This window comes from Pinibacter aurantiacus (genome assembly GCF_019130065.1).
In the GTDB taxonomy this organism is placed as follows: Bacteria; Bacteroidota; Bacteroidia; order Chitinophagales; family Chitinophagaceae; genus Pinibacter; species Pinibacter aurantiacus.
In genome coordinates this window covers 369,236-386,797 of record NZ_JAHSPG010000013.1, presented here as the reverse complement: position 1 = coordinate 386,797, position 17,562 = coordinate 369,236, and the positions used below count along the sequence as shown (strand labels likewise).

Genomic DNA, 17,562 nt, shown 5'->3' with positions numbered 1-17,562 from the left:
AATTAGCACATTTTCAAATTTTCAAATTATTCGAGTTGCATGCTCTTCTTGTACTCATTAGGCGGCAGTCCTTTTGATTTTTTGAACTGGCGGTTGAATAATGTGAAGCTGTTGAATCCGCTTTCGTAGCAAACCTCTTTAATGCTTTTTCTTCCTTCGGATAATAACTTGCAGGCATGACCAATACGGAGTTCCATTACGAACTGCGAGTAGCTTTTACGTGTGCAGGATTTGAAATAACGACAAAATGAATTGGGCGTCATGTTGGTTATGTCAGCCAGTGTTTTGATATTGATCTTTTCTTTGAAATTGCGAAGTGTGTAATTGTAAACAGCATTGATGCGGTCGGATTGTACTTCAGAAGTAACACTGCTGTAATCAGATGCTATGTATTGCCACTTCCTGAATTCAGCAAGAGTGTATAATATTTCCAGCAACAAAATGATACGCCTCGTTTCAGTCGCGGTGGTCAGGTCTTTCAAAAGGTTTTTGACAGCTAATGTTTTGGGACCTTTCAGCACCATTCCTTTTTGAGCCCGTTCCAAAAGAGAAGCTATTTTTTGATTTTCCGGTAGCTCTAAGAAATTTTTCCCCCAAAAATCATCCCTGAATTGTGTCAGTTCGATGTAAGATTTTAAAGGCTTTTCGGTAAGGGTGTAGGGATCATCGAATTTCCAGTAATGCGGCAACATGCTGCCAATCAATACCAAATCGCCATTTTTGAAATAATGCATGCCATCTCCTGCAAACAAAGTACCCTCGCCTTTTACCACATGGATCAATTCAATCTCCGGGTGGTAATGCCAGTTATTGTTCTTGTAAGATTTAGCATCGGTCCGGGCACTGAATGATACCGAAGGACCCGACGTTATTTTAAGAAGAATTGGTTTCATATGCCAGCTGTAAATATTCTTTATGAACAATAAAAGTAGATTATTAATGGTAAAATAGTGCAGGTTTTGGAAACGAAACGAAATCTTTGCTTGATAATTATCTCTTTTTTTGTTACTGAAAATTGATTGTTGCTATATGTTATTGGAAAAAAGAGTTATCCTGGTTACGGGCGGTGCCAGCGGAATTGGATATGCATGCGTAAAAGCATACGTGAAAGAAGGTGCTTTGGTTGCGGTGTTGGATGTTGACGCCACTGCATTAAATAGTCTGATGCTGGAAATAGGCAACGATCATATGGGTGTTGTTTGCGACGTGTCGGACGCTGTACAAATAGAAGATGCCATAGAAAAAGTTATTTCCCGTTACGGTGTACTTAACTGCATTCATAACAATGCAGGTATCGCAAATCCGGCGAAGGCCCTGCACGAAACGTCCATGATGGAATGGCGAAGATTAATGGACGTAAATCTTTTCAGTATTTATCTCACTACAAAATACGGACTTGAATATTTAAAGGACAGCGGTGGCTGCATACTCAATACAGGCAGTATGGTTGGCAGCATGGGCCAGGCAGATCATGCGGTATATGCTGCTACTAAAGGCGCAGTAAATGCACTGACAAAATCCATGGCAATAGACTATGCGCCGTTTGGTATAAGAGTGAATACAGTGGCACCGGCGGGTGTGTGGACACCTATGTTGCGCAAGTGGGCAGACGAACAAAGGAATACCGAAGAGATTGAAAATTATTTAAACGATATTCATTTGCTTGGGTTTTGCCCGCAGGGCGATGTAATTGCAGACGCATGTGTGTTTTTATGTTCCGATAAAGCCTCGTTCGTAACAGGTTGTATTATGCCTGTGAGTGGTGGTGCGGAATTGGGTTATAGGAGGAGTTGAAAATTGAAAATTGAAAGTTGAAAATGGGGTGCAGTAGGGGCGAATTGCATTCGCCCTCAAATTTGCGAATTGCATTCGCCCTCAAATTTGTGAATTGCATTCGCTCTCAAATTTGCGAATCAGTCAAAACTTCTTAAGAATTAAGCTAAAAAAAGGAACAATGATCAAACATATACGAATTGATGACAGGAGATTTCCATTGGCAGCGGGTGCGGGTAGTGATGCTATTCATAAAGATCCCGTGTATTCATATGCCGTAACAAACCTGGTAGATGATAGCGGACTGGTAGGTGTGGGATTGGCATTTACTTTAGGAGAAGGAAACGATCTGGTATGCAAAGCGGCATCATTTTATGCACAACAATTAGAGGGAAAGGATATAGAAGAAATAATGTCTGACTTTGGAAGACTCTCGAGAGCATTATCCAATGAGCAACAGTTCCGTTGGCTAGGTCCACATAAAGGAGTGGTGCAACTTGCGCTGGCATCGGTTACCAACGCATGCTTTGACTTGTGGGCAAAAAAAAGAGGAGTGCCATTATGGAAATTGCTGACAACGTTAACACCGGAAGAAGTTGTTGCCACACTTGATTTAAGTTACCTGGATGAAGAGCTTACCGAAGAGCAGGCGAAAACAATGTTGCGTGCGCAACAGGAACATGCCAATGGAAGGATGTCGATCATCGAAAAAGGATATCCAGGATATGATACCTCTATTGGTTGGTTCAACTATAGCGACGATAAAGTAAAAGAAAATTGTAAAAAAGCAATCGATGCAGGCTTTAATGCGGTGAAGTTGAAAGTGGGTAGTGAAGATTCTCAGCGAGATGTAAGAAGAGCGCATATTGTAAGAGAAGCGATGGGCCATGATGCAAAGATTATGCTGGATGCCAATCAGCAATGGACATTGAACCAGGCATTGCGCATATGCGAAATGTTGAGGCCGATGAATCCTTATTGGATAGAAGAACCAACTCACCCCGATGACGTGTTTGCGCATAAAGTGTTGGCGGATGCCATTGCTCCTATGAAGTTGGCTTTGGGTGAGCACGTGCCAAACAGGCTGATATTTAAAAATTATTTGCAGGCTAAGTGTGCCGGGTTTATACAAGTAGATGCCGTGAGGGTTGGTGGTGTAAGTGAGTTTATTACCGTGAGCTTGTTGGCAAAAAAATATGGCGTGCCTGTAGTGCCGCATGTGGGAGATATGGGACAATTGCATCAGCACCTTGTGTTGTTCAATCATATTAGCATGGGACACGAAGCCTTGTTCCTGGAACATATTCCGCATTTGCAAAAACATTTTGTACATCCGGTAATTGTGAAGAACGGCGTGTATGAAACACCCCAGGAGCCGGGGAGTTCTTGTGATTTGAAGTAATTGAAAATTGAAAGTTGAAAATGGGGCGCCCGTAGGGGCGAATTGAATTCGCCCTGAATAGGATGTAATTCAAAACTTAAAAATTCAATCCATGAAAAAATTCTGCTTAACGCTTGACTTAAAGAACGATGATGAGTTGATAGAAGCCTATGAACATTATCATCGACAAGATATAATATGGCCGGAGATTCCGGAAGGTATTAAAGCGTGTGGCATATTAACGATGGATATTTACCGTGTGTCGACAAGACTGGTGATGTTGATGGAAACGGTTGATGAATTTGAGTTGAAAAGTGGCTTTGAAAAAATGGCGAGCTTGCCGCGTCAGAAAGAATGGGCAGCACTAATGAATACGCTGCAGCAGAGGCCGGCATTTGCTGCACCTGATGAGCATTGGGTGGAGATGAAACGAATTTTCAGACTGTAAGGTCAACTAAAAATTAATAATTAATAATTAAGAATTAATAGGGTGACATGCAGATAGAAACGGTGTTGCAAAACTGTTTAAAAAATTAGAGCTGTTAGATTCAATAGGGGATGCAGCTCTATTGATTATTAATTGAATTAAAAACGTATTGCTTGCATAACAATGGAAAATCAATTACCTCGAAACAAAAACGAGAAGTACATAGTGCCCTTTATCATCGTAATGACGTTGATGTTTTTATGGAACATGTGCAGAAACATCAATGATGTTTTAATACCGCATTTGAAAAGAGCCTGCAGACTTACTGATGTACAATCAACTTTTATTCAATCCGCTTTTTTTGGTGCCTATTTTTTATTGGCGCTGCCGGCGGGAATGTATATCCGTCGCAAAGGATATAAAGCCGGCATGGTAGCTGGTTTGGTGATTGCATGTGTAGGAGCCTGCCTGTTTTATCCAGCCGCGCAAACACGATACTATCCGTTGTTTTTGGGTGCGTTGTTTATTATGGCAGCAGGTTTTACATTTTTGGAAACGGCTGCCACTCCTTACGTCGCAAAGTTAGGCGCGCCTGAAGGCGCATCAAGCAGGTTGAGCTTGTCGGCAGCGATAGGTTCATGTGGTGCCATAGGAGCCCCATATGTTGCCTCATTATTATTGCTACATGAAAAAGATGTTTCCACTGCAGAGATCAACGCATACCCACCGGAGCAATTGAATCAGTTCCTCACAAACGAAGCCTCGCTTGTAAAGCTGCCTTACATTGCTTTGGCCGTGTTTTTTTTATTGGTGTCAATCTGTATTCTGTTTATAAAACTGCCCTCCATTCAGGAGAATACTGATGAGCAATATAAATTCAAAAATGTTTTTCGTTACAGGCATGCGTACCTCGGCGCATTGGCGGTCTTCGCTTATGTAGGAGCAGAAGTAGGCATTGTTAGTTTCTTTATCCGTTATGCAAAATCAATGAACCTGGAAGGGTTGGGAGAAAGGAAAGCGGCCTTGTTTATTTCGTTGTTCATGTTACTCGTTTTAGCGGGCAGGTTGAGCGGTTCGTGGCTGCTCAAAAAGGCTCCGGCTCCGCGCATGTTGGTGATATCCGCGGGAGGAGCCTGTGCATGTGTAGGACTGGCAATATTGGCGCCGGGTTATTGGTCGTTGTACTTGCTCGTATTGGTAGGTTTGTTTACCTCCGTTATGTATCCGCTGATATTCACATTGAGCATTAAGGATCTTGGCGCTTATACAAAAGCAGCTTCTTCATTGTTGATCATGGGAATTGTAGGTGGTGCAATAGTGCCGCCGTTGATGGGCATATTGTCGGATAGGGGAGATATTCGTTTGTCGTACCTGTTTCCGGTAGCTTGTTATGTGTATGTAATATACTATGCAAAAAAAGGATCGCGAATAGCGTATAAGAAACCGCAAACAGTAAATGTTAAAGACTTAGAGACTGCCTAGCGTTATTTGAACATCGGCTGGTAATAAAAAACATCGAATCATCAATATTGTTATCAAACTTGGATTAAAATATCAGTTATTTGTCACCGGCGAACAATAGTGTTCGTCGGCGATATTAAAACCGAAAGATGAAAAGTACATTTTTGAAATCACTCCTGGCAATGATGTTGTTGATTAGTAGTATAAGCTACGGACAACGTGCCAAAAGTGAAGCTGTTGGTAAGCGCCCCAACTTCATCGTCATTCTCATGGACGACATGGGATATGGCGATCCTGAATGTTACAACGGCGGTCCGTATCACACGCCACAAATCAACAAGCTGGCAGCGGAAGGCATGCGCTTTACAAACTTTTATGCAGCTCAGGCTACATGTACAGCTTCAAGGTGCGGTTTGCTTACAGGTTGCTATCCCAACAGGCTCGGCATTTCCGGCGCATTCATGCCGTGGGAAAACAGGGCACTGAATCCCAATGAAGAGACCATCGCTTCTATGTTGAAAAAAGTGGGTTATCGCACCGGCATGGTGGGTAAATGGCATTTGGGAGGCAAAGCACCTTACTGGCCCATTCACTATGGCTTTGATGAATATTTGGGTTTGCCTTATTCAAATGACATGTGGCCCGTTGGGTATGATGGCAAGCCAATGAAAGATTCCACAAAACCTCAGTTTAAATATCCTCCTTTGCCTTTGCTTGACGGAGATACTCCAATAAAATATATTCAAACATTAGAAGACCAGGGAGAGCTGACAGGCATTTACACAAAGCGTGCCTGCCAGTTTATTAAAGAAAATAAAAACAAGCCATTCTTCTTATACCTTGCTCCTTCGATGGTGCACGTGCCTATTTATGCATCACCGGCCTTCCTTGGCAAAAGCGGCAAAGGACTTTTTGCTGATGTGATGATGGAAGTGGACTGGGCCATCGGCGAAATTATGCGCACGCTAAAAGAGCAGGGCTTAGATCAAAATACTTTGGTGGTGTTTACCAGCGACAATGGCCCATGGTTAACATTCGGTGATCATGCAGGTAATACCGCTGGCCTTAGAGAAGGCAAAGGAACCAGCTGGGACGGTGGACAAAAAGAACCTTGCATTATGCATTGGACAGGCAAGATCCCTTCCGGCTCTGTGTGCAACAATCTTTCATCTACAATCGACCTGCTGCCAACTATTGCAAAACTTGCAGGAGCACCATTGCCACAAAATAAAATTGACGGTGTAGATATTCAGTCGCTATTGTTCCAGCAGCCTGATGCAAATCCAAGAGAGGAATTTGTGTACTACTACGGACGTAACAGTTTAGAGGGTGTGCGTAAAGGATATTGGAAACTTGTTTTTCCGCACAAAGGACAAACATACAAAACCTATATGCCCGGCAAAGATGGATATCCGGGCGGCTATGCAGACATGAATGTGCCAAAAGCATTGTATGATCTGGCTCACGATCCGGGCGAGACACATGATGTGCAAAATGCTCATCCTGAAATAGTGAAAGAGCTGGAAGCGATAGCCGATAAGTATCGCCAATCGTTAGGAGATGACCTTACCAAAACTACCGGCGCGGAAGTTCGCGAGCCGGCATACATTAATAAAACGAAGTAAAAGTTGTAAGTTATGAGTTATGAGTTTTGAGTAGGAAGAATGGAGCCACTCACTCAGAACTCAGAACTCAAAGCTCAAAACTCAAAAGCAAAACTCAAAAGCAAAACCACCTTAATTAATATGCGAAACAACACAAAAAGGATAAGCCTTCTTTGCGGCTTGTTATTATGCCTGATCGGTTTGTCTCATGCACAAGGCCCGAATGTGCCAGCATTGCCAGCGGTGAATAAACAGTCAATGAAAGACTTTATGGATCTTCGTTTTGGCATGTTCATACATTGGGGGCCTGTAACATTACGGGGAACAGAAATAGGATGGTCGAGAAATCGCCAGGTGGCGCAAAACGACTACGATAGCTTGTACAAAGAATTTGATCCCGTTTTATTTGATGCCGATGCATGGGTTAAAACAGCTAAAGATGCGGGCATGAAATACATTGTGATAACCGCCAAACATCACGACGGCTTTTGCTTATGGCCCACAGCATATACAAAGTACAACATCATGCAAACGCCGTTTAAAAAAGATGTAGTGGGAGCATTGGCAAAAGCGTGTAAGAAGTACAACATTAAGTTTGGTATTTATTATACGGTGTTGGACTGGTACGAACGTTCATATCCCGTACACAACGACGGCAAAGGCATGGCGCCTGACGGGGACATGAACAAGTTTGTTCAATACATGAAATCGCAGTTGAAAGAACTGATCGATAATTATCATCCGTTCTTGCTTTGGTTCGACGGGAATTGGGAACAGCCATGGACGAATGAGTATGGGAAAGATATATATGCATACCTGAAGAAACTGGATCCAACGTTGGTGGTAAACAACAGGTTGGGAAAGGGCGATCATGTAACGCTTAGTGATCAATCTGTTGGCGACTACGCAACACCCGAGCAAAAGATCGGCAAGTTAAACATGTCGTTTCCATGGGAATCGTGTATTACCATTTGCAATCAATGGGCGTGGAAACCAAACGATGCTATGAAACCTTTGAAACAATGCATTAGTACGCTTGCGCTCACTGCCGGAGGCAATGGCAATTTGTTATTTAATGTAGGGCCAATGCCTGACGGACGCATGGAAGCGAGACAAGTAAAGCAACTGAAAGCAATGGGAGATTGGTTAAAACAAAATGGCGCCTCCATTTACGGAACTCTCGGCGGACCATTTACTCCTGATAGCAGTTTTGCCTCTACAAGAAAAGGCAATAAGATCTACATACATCTATTGAATGCTTCTAATAAACATTTGACGCTGGCTGCTATTCCAGGCGTTCACATACAAAAAGCATATTCAATTACAGGCACTCCAATAAGTGTTACGGAAAACGCAACGAGCATTGAATTGCAAATTCCCGATACATTGGTTGCTGATGCTAATGATACAGTGATTGTGTTAGAAGCAGATAAGAGTGTGGAAGATATTCCGGTGATGGCGAGAAATTAAGAAGTCAAAATTAAAAAGTCAAAAGTCAAAAAGCGTTAATGCGGTCATACCGCTACTTGTTTTGACTTTTGACTTTTTAATTTTTCTTTTTGATTTACAAAACGATACAGACTTTTTACTTTTGACTTTTGAATTTTTACTTAGTATGAAACAACTGGCAGGAAAATTTTTGTTGATCTTTCTTTTTCTCTCATGTTTGTTTGCTAAAGCGCAAAACAAACAACCTAATATTTTAATCATCATTTCAGATGATCATGCTTACCAGGCCATTGGTGCATATGGCAGTAAGATGATGCCTACACCGGGCATTGACAGGCTTGCAAAGGAAGGAGCCATTTTTAAAAATGCATTTGTAACCAACTCGATTTGCGGTCCCAGCAGGGCTTGTCTGCTTACCGGAAAATACAGCCATATAAACGGATTCAAAGACAACCAAAGTAAGTTTGATGCGAGCCAGGATGTGTTTGTAAAAAGATTAAAAGCTGCAGGGTATCAAACTGCATGGTTGGGTAAATGGCATCTCGAAACAAAACCGCAGGGATTTGACTATTGGGAAATAGTGCCGGGTCAGGGGCATTACTACAATCCGGATTTTATTCAAATGAATGGAACCACAGTGAGGAAAGAAGGATATGTAACCAACATCATCACTGACATGGCGGAGAAGTGGTTAACGGACAGAGATACTTCTAAACCGTTCTGTATAGTAGTGGGGCATAAAGCCACGCACAGAGTGTGGATTCCTGACATGCAGGACCTTGGTCGTTTTGACAATATCAAATATCCATTGCCGCCCAATTTTTACGATAATTATGACGGTCGCTATGCAGCCGCGCATCAAGACATGAACATTGCCCACACCATGCGATTGGGTTATGACTTAAAAGTATTGCCCGATACCGGATTTGGCAAAGAGAACTATACACGTATGAATGCTGAGCAACGCAAAGCATTTGATGCTTACTATAAGCCGATTGAAAAAGATTTCTTATCAAAAAACTTAACAGGCAATGCGCTCACAGAATGGAAGTACCAAAGGTATATCCATGATTATTTAAGCACGGCTGCTTCACTTGATAGAAATATTGGTGGGTTATTGGATTACCTCGATAAAAATAATCTTGCACAAAACACACTTGTTATCTACTTATCCGACCAGGGATTTTATTTGGGAGAGCATGGATGGTTCGACAAAAGATTTATGTACGAGGAGTCCATGAAAACACCAATGCTGGCAAGGTTTCCAAAAGTGATTAAACCAGGAACGGTATACAAGGACCTGGTGATGAATATAGACATTGCACCAACCGCGCTTGATTTGGCAGGGCTTTCCGTACCAAAGGAAATACAAGGCAAGTCAATGCTGCCATTGTTTAAGAATAAAGAATACAAGACAAGGGATGCGGTGTATTATCATTACTACGAATGGGGTGAGCATTCAGTAGTGCCTCATTTCGGTGTAAGGACCTCAAGGTATAAATTGATCCGTTTTTACCAGGTAGCTGATAAATGGGAACTGTATGATCTTTCTAAAGATCCGCATGAAATGCATAATGTTTTCGGTGACAAGAAATATGAAAAAGAACAGGCAAAGCTGATGACACGGTTGAATGAATTGGTGAAGCTGTATGCTGATGTAGAAGCAGAGAAAGTTTTAAGCCCGTAGGGGCGAATCGCATTCGCCCTGGCCGCCAATCAGGAATCAGGAATTAGGAATTAAGAATTCTTTCTGTGTTGCAGGAGAAATAAAAGTAAGCGGCTTCTGGGTATAAGAAATTTGAATCTGTGAAACTTCCGAGTTAATTCTGCTGTTGGATGTTTTTATGTCTTGATTGAACAGGCTTCTTTAATACAAATAATATTCTAAGTTTATAAATTTACAAAATGGATCTGCGGAAAACAAAACCTGTATTATTCCTGCTGCTTGCTTTTTTCTCTATGGGTGCTTTGGCCCAAAAGCCTGTGGTAACCCATGTTATTACACATAATCGCGCGACCGTTATCTGTGCACCGAAAGGGGAAAATCCTTATCCGGCATGGGGTGTGTTTCCTTCGGCGAGCTATCCTGTGCGTAAGATCACGATGAACCTTACTTTGGGAAGTCCCGATAGCTTGCGTACTGCCCATTGGGATTACCTTGATCATATTGTCTTGCGCCGGAAGGGGGGCGTATCCGGAACGGTGCTGGATTATGAGCTAGGCAGGATGCTGACTCCTTACGGAAGCATTTACAATAAAGGTTGGAGTTGGAAATGGCAGGTCGATGTTACTGATTTTGCTCCTTACCTACGCGACAGTGCAGAAATAGTTTATACGCATTCCGGATACGAAGACAATACAGTGGGATGGGCGCTGACGATTGATTTCGAAATTTTATCCGGACCACCGGTTGTTACACCGCTCGGCATAGTGCCTCTTTGGAATAAAGGATACAAATATGGCGATCCCAAAGAAAAGATAGAAGACAGCCTGCTGCCGGTTCATTATGAGTCTGTACGCGACGCCGGTATCAATCGTGTACGCATTCAACATACGGGACACGGGATGGATAAGCCGCGTGGCTGCAGCGAATTTTGCACCCGCTGGCGAACCATTAAGTTTGATGGAAGCACCGTTGATTTTCGCAACATGTGGAAAGATTGCGGTGGCAACCCGTTGTATCCGCAAGGGGGCACATGGATATATGATCGTGCATACTGGTGTCCCGGTGATCTGCAAAACCCCGATGTAATTGATGTATTTACAAAACCCGGCAAACATGAATTGTCATTGCAAATGGAACCTTACACTGCAACAGACAATATACAGGCCGTTGAAAATATTTCCGCTTATTTGTTCCAGTATTCCGCACCGCGGCAAAAGACAGATGTGGCTGTTGAGGCCATTATGGTACCTACTGATGAACAACGCTTTTTCCGTTTGAACCCTGCAAGCTTTTCGCCCCGCATTTCTATACGAAATCTTGGTGCCGATAATCTCCGTTCAGTCCGTATTGTGTACGGAACGGAAGGTTTTGAGAAGAAAACGTTTCAATGGAAAGGCGATCTTGCTTTTAACAAAGTGGCAGAAATAATACTGCCGGGTGAAATTCAGGAGAAAGACGGGCAAAATACTTTCAGCGTGTTGCTTGACAAACCCAATGGAAAAAAAGATGCCTGGACGGGAGATAATACAATGCAAGCGTCATTTACGGCTCCGGAAAAGCTGCCGTCTGAATTTGTATTGAAGCTGCTTACGAATAACAAGCCGAAAGACAACAGCCTGTTCTTACTTAATAATAAGCTGGATACGATCTTTCAGAAAAAGTCTTCACAACTCGAAGCCAAAACGCTTTATACAGATACGCTTCGCCTTACGGAAGGAAAATATACTTTGAGCCTAACTGACAGTGCAGGAGATGGGCTGGAATTTTGGGCAGAACCTCAAAACGGAGATGGATATCTGCGCCTGTTCGACATGAAAGGAAACCTCATCCATGCTTTTGAGAGCGACTGCGGCAATGGTGAAATGCTGAGTTTTAAAGCAGTTCCGGGTTTTGCTCCCGACACTGTACTGGGAAAACATGCATTCTCACTTTATCCAAGATTGGTTAGCGATCAAACGCAATTGAGTGTTGTATCAAACAAACTAAGCAACATGACTGTACAGATCACTGTAGATGGTACTGTATGGCAAAAACATGAATACAAGGCGATCAAAAATGCTGTGTTCAATTATGATCTTACCCACCTTCCGGCAGGAAGAATTGTTGTAGAAGTATTCATGGATGGCGTAAGCAAGTTTAAGGGCAGAATAAACAAGAAAAAGTAGAATGCAATAGCTATGCTGACAATTGAGAAAATAGAAATTTTCAAAAGGTTCAACGGAGATGTTGATGCCTTTGGCAGGTTAGGAAACGAGCGAATGAAACAAACGATAGGTGACAGTGATTTCTATTTGATTGAGGGTTTTGTTCAAGACTATTATCTCATAAGAAGTAACCTTGCTTCGCAAGAATATAGTGATATGTTTTTTGCAAAAATTAAAAGCTCATTCGTTTCCGACGAAATACCGCAAGTATTAGCTGAACTAGCGAAGATTAAAGAAGCAAAATTGTAAATAGACTCACTTAAAATGGAGGCAGGCAAATATGAAAAATGGATTTTTGTCAGCATTTGTTTTTGCAACTTTTATTGTTGTTGGCTGTGGCAATAATAATTCGAAAAGCAATAAGAAATATATCGCCAATGTTTCTCAAACAAGTACAAATGTTTCAAAAAATTTCATAGCCTTATTGAACGGCAGTAGTTCAACTGTAGATAGCAGCAATCCACTGGAGTTGTCAATATTTTATTTAAATCGATCAATGTATGACAGTTCCTGCGAAGTGCTCAAAAGAAACTTTAGTCTGGATACATTAATTGAGAATGACTTTTATGGATTTGAGCTGAAAGACAAAAACGCCAGCAACTATGTTAAGTATGCAGTTTTTCGGCTAAATGAATATCCACACAACCTGGATAACGAATTGCATTTACAACTGCTCAGGTCAATTACGGACGAGAGGGATGAACTTTATCAGATTCAATCAAGCGAAGTCTATTATTTGGGAAGTTTAAGCGGTGTAAGTCCTGAATCGACAAAAAAGAATATCAATAGTCTAATCGAAAGGCTTAGTAAATCTCCACACAACCAAAGGTTGAAGTTTTTATTGGCAAATGAATATTTAATAGCCAATGAAACGGACAAGTCACTAAAAATCTTTGACGAACTAATTAGTGCGAATTACTATGCCCAGGTTTCGTTGCGAACAATTATAAAGAGACTTACAATTGAAAAAAGCCCTCTGTTATCAAAATACATTTCTTTGTACACAAACAAGTTTCCGGGAGAATGTTTATTTGGCTTGGCCCCACATTTATATAAAGAAGTTGGGGAGGGTGATTTACAGGAATTGAATAGGAACAGTTGTCGTTCGCCTTTTCAAAAGGATTCAATACTTGCGAAAATATTTTTGGCAAGCTTCTATTTAAACAAAAGGGATTATAAAAACGCAGATTCACTGGTTCAGATTTACTTAAGGCTTAAAAAATCACTGCTGTTAGATAGTACGATGATGTTTGAAAGGGGGCAATATTATGACATTCAGATGAGGAGTTTGTTCTTACAAAAACAATACAAGAAACTGACTGAGTTTGTGAAGAATGGCTTAACGACTAATTCTGTGATCAATATTGATAACGAAGAGCAGTATAAACAATATCTGCAAAAATTATACATGGAATATATTTCCCCGTCGCTGGACGGATTTGAGCCTTTTTATAGCGACAATTTTAGAAATGCAAGAATTATTTGATGAAAAGACTGGCATTTAGGAAATGTTGTCAACGAGTTGCTATGATGGCTTACATGCTGTTCGGTATGCCCCGCGGAACATGTCGAATTGCGTGTAAGTCGGTTAGCCTGTTTCCGGTTTAACACGCCGTTCTAATTGCAATTTTTTTGTATCAATTCATCCACCTTTGTTGAGTTTAGGCTCTTGGCTTTATTGAAGTCCAGGCATGCTTTGTCTTTTTCATTTAGCTTAAGATATGCCAATCCTTGCAAAACATATGCGTTGGCGAAATCCTGTTTTAATTCAATAGCTTTATCAAAATCACTAATTGCTCCCTTGTAGTCGTTCGTTGAATATTTACAGTCCCCTCGCAAACAATAGAAAATCGGGCTATCTTTTTTTGCTTCATAAGCATTGTTCAAATCTTCAAGCGCACCTTTGTAGTCTTTTAACTCGACCTTCACTAAAGCTCTAAGATAGTAAGTAGCCGGGTCGTTTTTTAATTGAATCGACTTTGTATAATCTGAAATCGCGCTTTGGAAATTATTAAGTTTTGAATACGCTAATCCGCGGCTATAGAACACAGTTGAGTTTGTTGAATCCAGCTCTATAGATTTATTATAATCTAAAATGGCACCCTCGTAATCTTTGTTTTTAAATTTTGCAATTCCATTCACTGCAAATTCTTTGGCTGTCTGACAGAAGCCAAAAGCCGGTATCAAAATTGAAATTAAAATTGCCTTAAAATCCATTTGTTTCATGGTTATATTTTGTAAAGGTATACTCTTGCTGACTTGTTTTAATATGAAACTATCACCATCGCAAGAGAGGTAAAAAGGTGATAGCGAACATAGGGAATTATTTTTAATCCAAGGAAGTATCATTTCCGTATTTGCAATAAAAGAAGAACTGGCAGAAATAGGGCCTTTTATTCAGAAAAAGTAGAAGTTATTTGGGGCACTTTTTTGAATTTCGGTCTAAGTAAATATGTTGGCAAGTTGGTTGTAAGAAATTGAGAACCCGGCTGCCGCCTCAATTGATCCGTTTTAGTAACCCTAAAAAATAGGTTGCGTTATCTGCAATCAAAGAAGGTTTTTTGTATGAATCTCTCTATTACTGCTTACGAGCGTTTATCACAATTGCTGTTTGCAATAATCGCATTGCTGCTGTTTGGAACAACTGGTGTTTTTGCGCAGGAAAAATACCCGGAAAGGATGATCAAGCAGGAGGGTATTGGTTTGCAATCTCCTGAAATGCTGACCCATACAATGACTGATGCTTTTATGAACTATGAGGAAGCGCGGCAAAAGTTTGCAGGGTATAGCCGTTACATAAAAAGTATGGCAGACAGCTTAAAACAGGTAGATTCCGTTTATAAAAAAGATATAGAGGAGCTGGATAAACAAGTTGCAGAACTTAAGTCTGTAGGCAATAACAGTAAAGAAAATCTGTCTGAAATTAATCGAAAGGCGAAAGAGAAAAAGAAAGAGATTCAAAGGGCGCAGCGTCAGAACAAGCATTTTCTTCAGGAAGAAATGAAAGCAAGCGTGAAGGAATTTGAAAAAGAGATAAACAAGGCGGTTCAGCAGGTCATGGTTGAAATGGGCTATACACGAGTGTTTGCTGTTAGTGCTCCTGCCAGAATGAATGATATTACATTATATGTTATCCAAAAACTAAATAGAAAGGACTAGTGGAGAAGATTTTCATAATTGTGATTGGTGTAATTCTGGCGTCTTGTAAAAACATTTCCGGGAATAGAAATCCCAAAGACGAATGTAAAAGCATCGAATGTCTTGATATTAGGTATAATCTTGATTCTTTCCAGATCAATCAGCTAATTGCAAAGAAAAAAACGCTGCTTTTATTCACAGCCTGGAATATGAAAAGCACAACAATTTTGGATAGCCCGCTAATTAATAATTCAGAAATTTTCGAAGCGCTTAGTGAGTACACCATAGTTGTGCAATATGTAGACGATAAATCCAGGGTTCACGGCGATAGTTTTCATACGATGGGGGATATTAACTTGCAATACGAGATAGCCAGTTTTAATAGTGCTACCCAGCCATTGTACATAATATACATAAATGGATTGCCAAGGTGCGAGTCGGGGTACCTGGGTAAGAAAAAAGAAGACGTTTTACGTTTTTTTAATGGCTGTAGCTCAGCTTCACCAATTGTTGATTTTGGGAATAGGCACTAGAAACGATTACGAAGTCTTGTTTTCGTCTCCATTTTTTATTCCACAATTTATTTTTTGTCAGTGATTGCCATTTCCAATAATTCAATAAGTTTGATCATCTATTACTAATACCAAAACTTGGCCGCCATTCAATCATACGACGAACAAGAACTGCTTTTGCGCATGCGGCAAGGAGATGAGTCGGCTTTTACGCACATATACAGCCAACACTGGGAGCTGCTGTATGCCATAGCTTACAACCGCACAAAAGATATTCACCTTTCACAGGATATTGTCCAGGATGCTTTTACCAGTTTGTGGAGCAACCGGAACAGGGCGGAGGTTCATTCTTTAAAAAGCTACCTCGCTTCCGCTGTTAAATACATGACCCTTGCACATTTGCGTAAATCTGGCCGAACCGTTTTGAGTGATGGGCTTGTCGGATCGGAAGAGGCCGGGCACAAAACGGTAGAGGAGCAAATAGACTACAAAAACCTGCTCTCTTTTTTAAATGACGAAACGGACAAGCTGCCGGAAAAATGCAGATTGATCTTTAAATACAGCCGCGGAGAGGGCCTTTCCGTGAAGGAGATTGCCAACGAACTGAATATTTCTCCCCGCACTGTTGAAACACAACTATCAAAAGCGCTTCGTGTTCTCCGAAATTCACTCAAAGTGATGTTCTCCTGGGGTTTTTAAAAAATTTTTGTTTCACGTACGTGTTCCACCTCTCTTTTTACACTTTACTATAAGAAGCGATACAATGGAGATTTCTGAACAACTTAAAATTGCCATCAATAGCTATTTGAATGGCACTGCTACAGATGCGGAAAAGCAACTGGTAAACGAATGGTATTATGCATTCCATGACGAAGTGGTGGAGGTGCCTGCACCTGTAGAAAATATGCGGGAGCTGCTGGAGAGCCAAATGAAAGAAAGAATCCTTCAGCAGATTCATCATGAAGATGTTATGCCTGACGTACATCCCGTGCGCACGCTGCGCCGATGGAGTTGGGTGGCTGCTGCGTCTGTTATACTGGCGCTGGGCATTGGAGCATTCATCTGGACAAATAACAGAAAGGACACTGGCACAACCAGCATAGCGCAGGCAAAAGCAGAGATCGTTCCCGGTAATAATGGTGCGATACTTACCCTTGCAAACGGTTCGCAAGTATTATTGGATTCAATAAAAAGTGGTGTGGTGGCTTTGCAAGGCGGCATTACAGCCAAAGTACATAATGGCGCATTGGTGTATGAAGGTAATGGCAATGAAGTGGTTTATAACGTAGTGAGAACGCCAAAAGGCAGAGAGTACCAGATCACACTGCCTGATGGCACACAGGTATGGTTAAACGCAGGCAGTTCTATTCGTTATCCAACCAGTTTCACCGGAGACGTGCGACGCGTGGAAATTACCGGAGAGGCTTATTTTGAAGTGGCTAGAAATAAAGACATGCCATTTAAGATAAACATTGAAGGCAAAGGAGAAGTGGAAGTGCTCGGAACCCATTTTAATATCAATGCTTATGCTGACGAACCGCAGATGAATACAACACTGTTGGAAGGAAGCATTCGGTTTACAGATTTACAGCACAACAAATCTGCTGTTATTGTGCCGGGCGAACAGGTTCAGCTGAATGACGGAAAGCTAAACGTTAAAAAGAATGTTGACCTTGAATCGGTGATGGGTTGGAAAAACGGCACCTTCAATTTCAGCAGCCAGGATATCATAACCATTATGCGCCAGATCAGCAGGTGGTACGACGTGGAGGTTGAATACAAAGGAGCGATCAGCCATGAAACATTTACAGGGATAGTGAGTCGCTACAGCGATGTGTCAGAAGTGCTGAGTTTGATGGAAACAGAAGACATTAAGTTTAAAATTGAAAATAAAAAGATCGTTGTTCAATTCTAGAATCGACGCATTTTAAATTATTTTTTTATCAC

Annotated in this window: 15 protein-coding genes; 13 read left to right on the top strand and 2 right to left on the bottom strand. The window is 41.3% G+C overall.

Features of this window, described 5'->3' with window-relative positions; genetic code table 11:
* Nucleotides 1-26: 26 nt before the first annotated feature.
* A complete protein-coding gene (locus KTO63_RS17320) occupies nucleotides 27-893 on the bottom strand; it encodes an AraC family transcriptional regulator (RefSeq protein WP_217792691.1) in 867 nt (288 codons plus the stop codon).
* Nucleotides 894-1,029: 136 nt separating this feature from the next.
* On the opposite strand from KTO63_RS17320, the gene KTO63_RS17315 reads away from it, so the two are divergent.
* The 9 genes from KTO63_RS17315 to KTO63_RS17275 all read left to right on the top strand — a co-directional run bounded on the left by KTO63_RS17315 (nucleotide 1,030) and on the right by KTO63_RS17275 (nucleotide 13,451).
* Nucleotides 1,030-1,794 carry an SDR family NAD(P)-dependent oxidoreductase gene (locus KTO63_RS17315; RefSeq protein WP_217792687.1) on the top strand — a complete coding sequence of 255 codons (765 nt, stop codon included), beginning with the start codon at nucleotides 1,030-1,032 and terminating at the stop codon, nucleotides 1,792-1,794.
* Nucleotides 1,795-1,954: 160 nt separating this feature from the next.
* A complete protein-coding gene (locus KTO63_RS17310) occupies nucleotides 1,955-3,175 on the top strand; it encodes an enolase C-terminal domain-like protein (RefSeq protein WP_217792685.1) in 1,221 nt (406 codons plus the stop codon).
* 91 nt (nucleotides 3,176-3,266) lie between these two features.
* Nucleotides 3,267-3,602 (top strand): L-rhamnose mutarotase, encoded by a 336-nt coding sequence (locus tag KTO63_RS17305; protein WP_217792683.1) that lies wholly within the window; start codon nucleotides 3,267-3,269, stop codon nucleotides 3,600-3,602.
* Between the two features lie 162 nt (nucleotides 3,603-3,764).
* The gene (fucP, locus tag KTO63_RS17300; protein ID WP_232373223.1) at nucleotides 3,765-5,063 is read left to right on the top strand and encodes an L-fucose:H+ symporter permease; all 1,299 of its coding nucleotides are present in this window, start codon (nucleotides 3,765-3,767) and stop codon (nucleotides 5,061-5,063) included.
* A gap of 128 nt (nucleotides 5,064-5,191) precedes the next feature.
* Nucleotides 5,192-6,667, top strand: a complete 1,476-nt coding sequence (locus tag KTO63_RS17295) for a sulfatase family protein (RefSeq protein WP_217792681.1) — start codon at nucleotides 5,192-5,194, stop codon at nucleotides 6,665-6,667.
* Nucleotides 6,668-6,787: 120 nt separating this feature from the next.
* The gene (locus KTO63_RS17290) at nucleotides 6,788-8,116 is read left to right on the top strand and encodes an alpha-L-fucosidase (protein WP_217792679.1); all 1,329 of its coding nucleotides are present in this window, start codon (nucleotides 6,788-6,790) and stop codon (nucleotides 8,114-8,116) included.
* Between the two features lie 145 nt (nucleotides 8,117-8,261).
* Nucleotides 8,262-9,782 (top strand): sulfatase family protein, encoded by a 1,521-nt coding sequence (locus KTO63_RS17285; protein ID WP_217792677.1) that lies wholly within the window; start codon nucleotides 8,262-8,264, stop codon nucleotides 9,780-9,782.
* A 218-nt stretch (nucleotides 9,783-10,000) separates the two neighbouring features.
* On the top strand, nucleotides 10,001-11,926 hold the full coding sequence (locus KTO63_RS17280; protein WP_217792675.1) for a peptide-N-glycosidase F-related protein: 1,926 nt from the start codon (nucleotides 10,001-10,003) through the stop codon (nucleotides 11,924-11,926).
* Nucleotides 11,927-12,245: 319 nt separating this feature from the next.
* Nucleotides 12,246-13,451 (top strand): hypothetical protein, encoded by a 1,206-nt coding sequence (locus tag KTO63_RS17275; RefSeq protein ID WP_217792672.1) that lies wholly within the window; start codon nucleotides 12,246-12,248, stop codon nucleotides 13,449-13,451.
* A gap of 131 nt (nucleotides 13,452-13,582) precedes the next feature.
* Here KTO63_RS17275 and KTO63_RS17270 read toward each other — a convergent pair whose 3' ends face one another.
* Nucleotides 13,583-14,191, bottom strand: coding sequence for a tetratricopeptide repeat protein (locus tag KTO63_RS17270; protein WP_217792671.1), 609 nt, complete (start codon nucleotides 14,189-14,191; stop codon nucleotides 13,583-13,585).
* Nucleotides 14,192-14,530: 339 nt separating this feature from the next.
* On the opposite strand from KTO63_RS17270, the gene KTO63_RS17265 reads away from it, so the two are divergent.
* The 4 genes from KTO63_RS17265 (at nucleotide 14,531) to KTO63_RS17250 (ending at nucleotide 17,530) form a co-directional block, all read left to right on the top strand.
* The gene (locus KTO63_RS17265) at nucleotides 14,531-15,124 is read left to right on the top strand and encodes an OmpH family outer membrane protein (protein WP_217792670.1); all 594 of its coding nucleotides are present in this window, start codon (nucleotides 14,531-14,533) and stop codon (nucleotides 15,122-15,124) included.
* Nucleotides 15,124-15,636, top strand: a complete 513-nt coding sequence (locus KTO63_RS17260) for a hypothetical protein (protein WP_217792668.1) — start codon at nucleotides 15,124-15,126, stop codon at nucleotides 15,634-15,636. Before KTO63_RS17265 ends, KTO63_RS17260 begins: the two co-directional genes overlap by 1 nt.
* Before the next feature lie 117 nt (nucleotides 15,637-15,753).
* The gene (locus tag KTO63_RS17255; protein ID WP_217792666.1) at nucleotides 15,754-16,314 is read left to right on the top strand and encodes an RNA polymerase sigma factor; all 561 of its coding nucleotides are present in this window, start codon (nucleotides 15,754-15,756) and stop codon (nucleotides 16,312-16,314) included.
* A gap of 64 nt (nucleotides 16,315-16,378) precedes the next feature.
* Entirely contained in the window at nucleotides 16,379-17,530 is a 1,152-nt protein-coding gene (locus KTO63_RS17250; RefSeq protein ID WP_217792664.1) for a FecR family protein, read from the top strand.
* Nucleotides 17,531-17,562 lie beyond the last annotated feature (32 nt).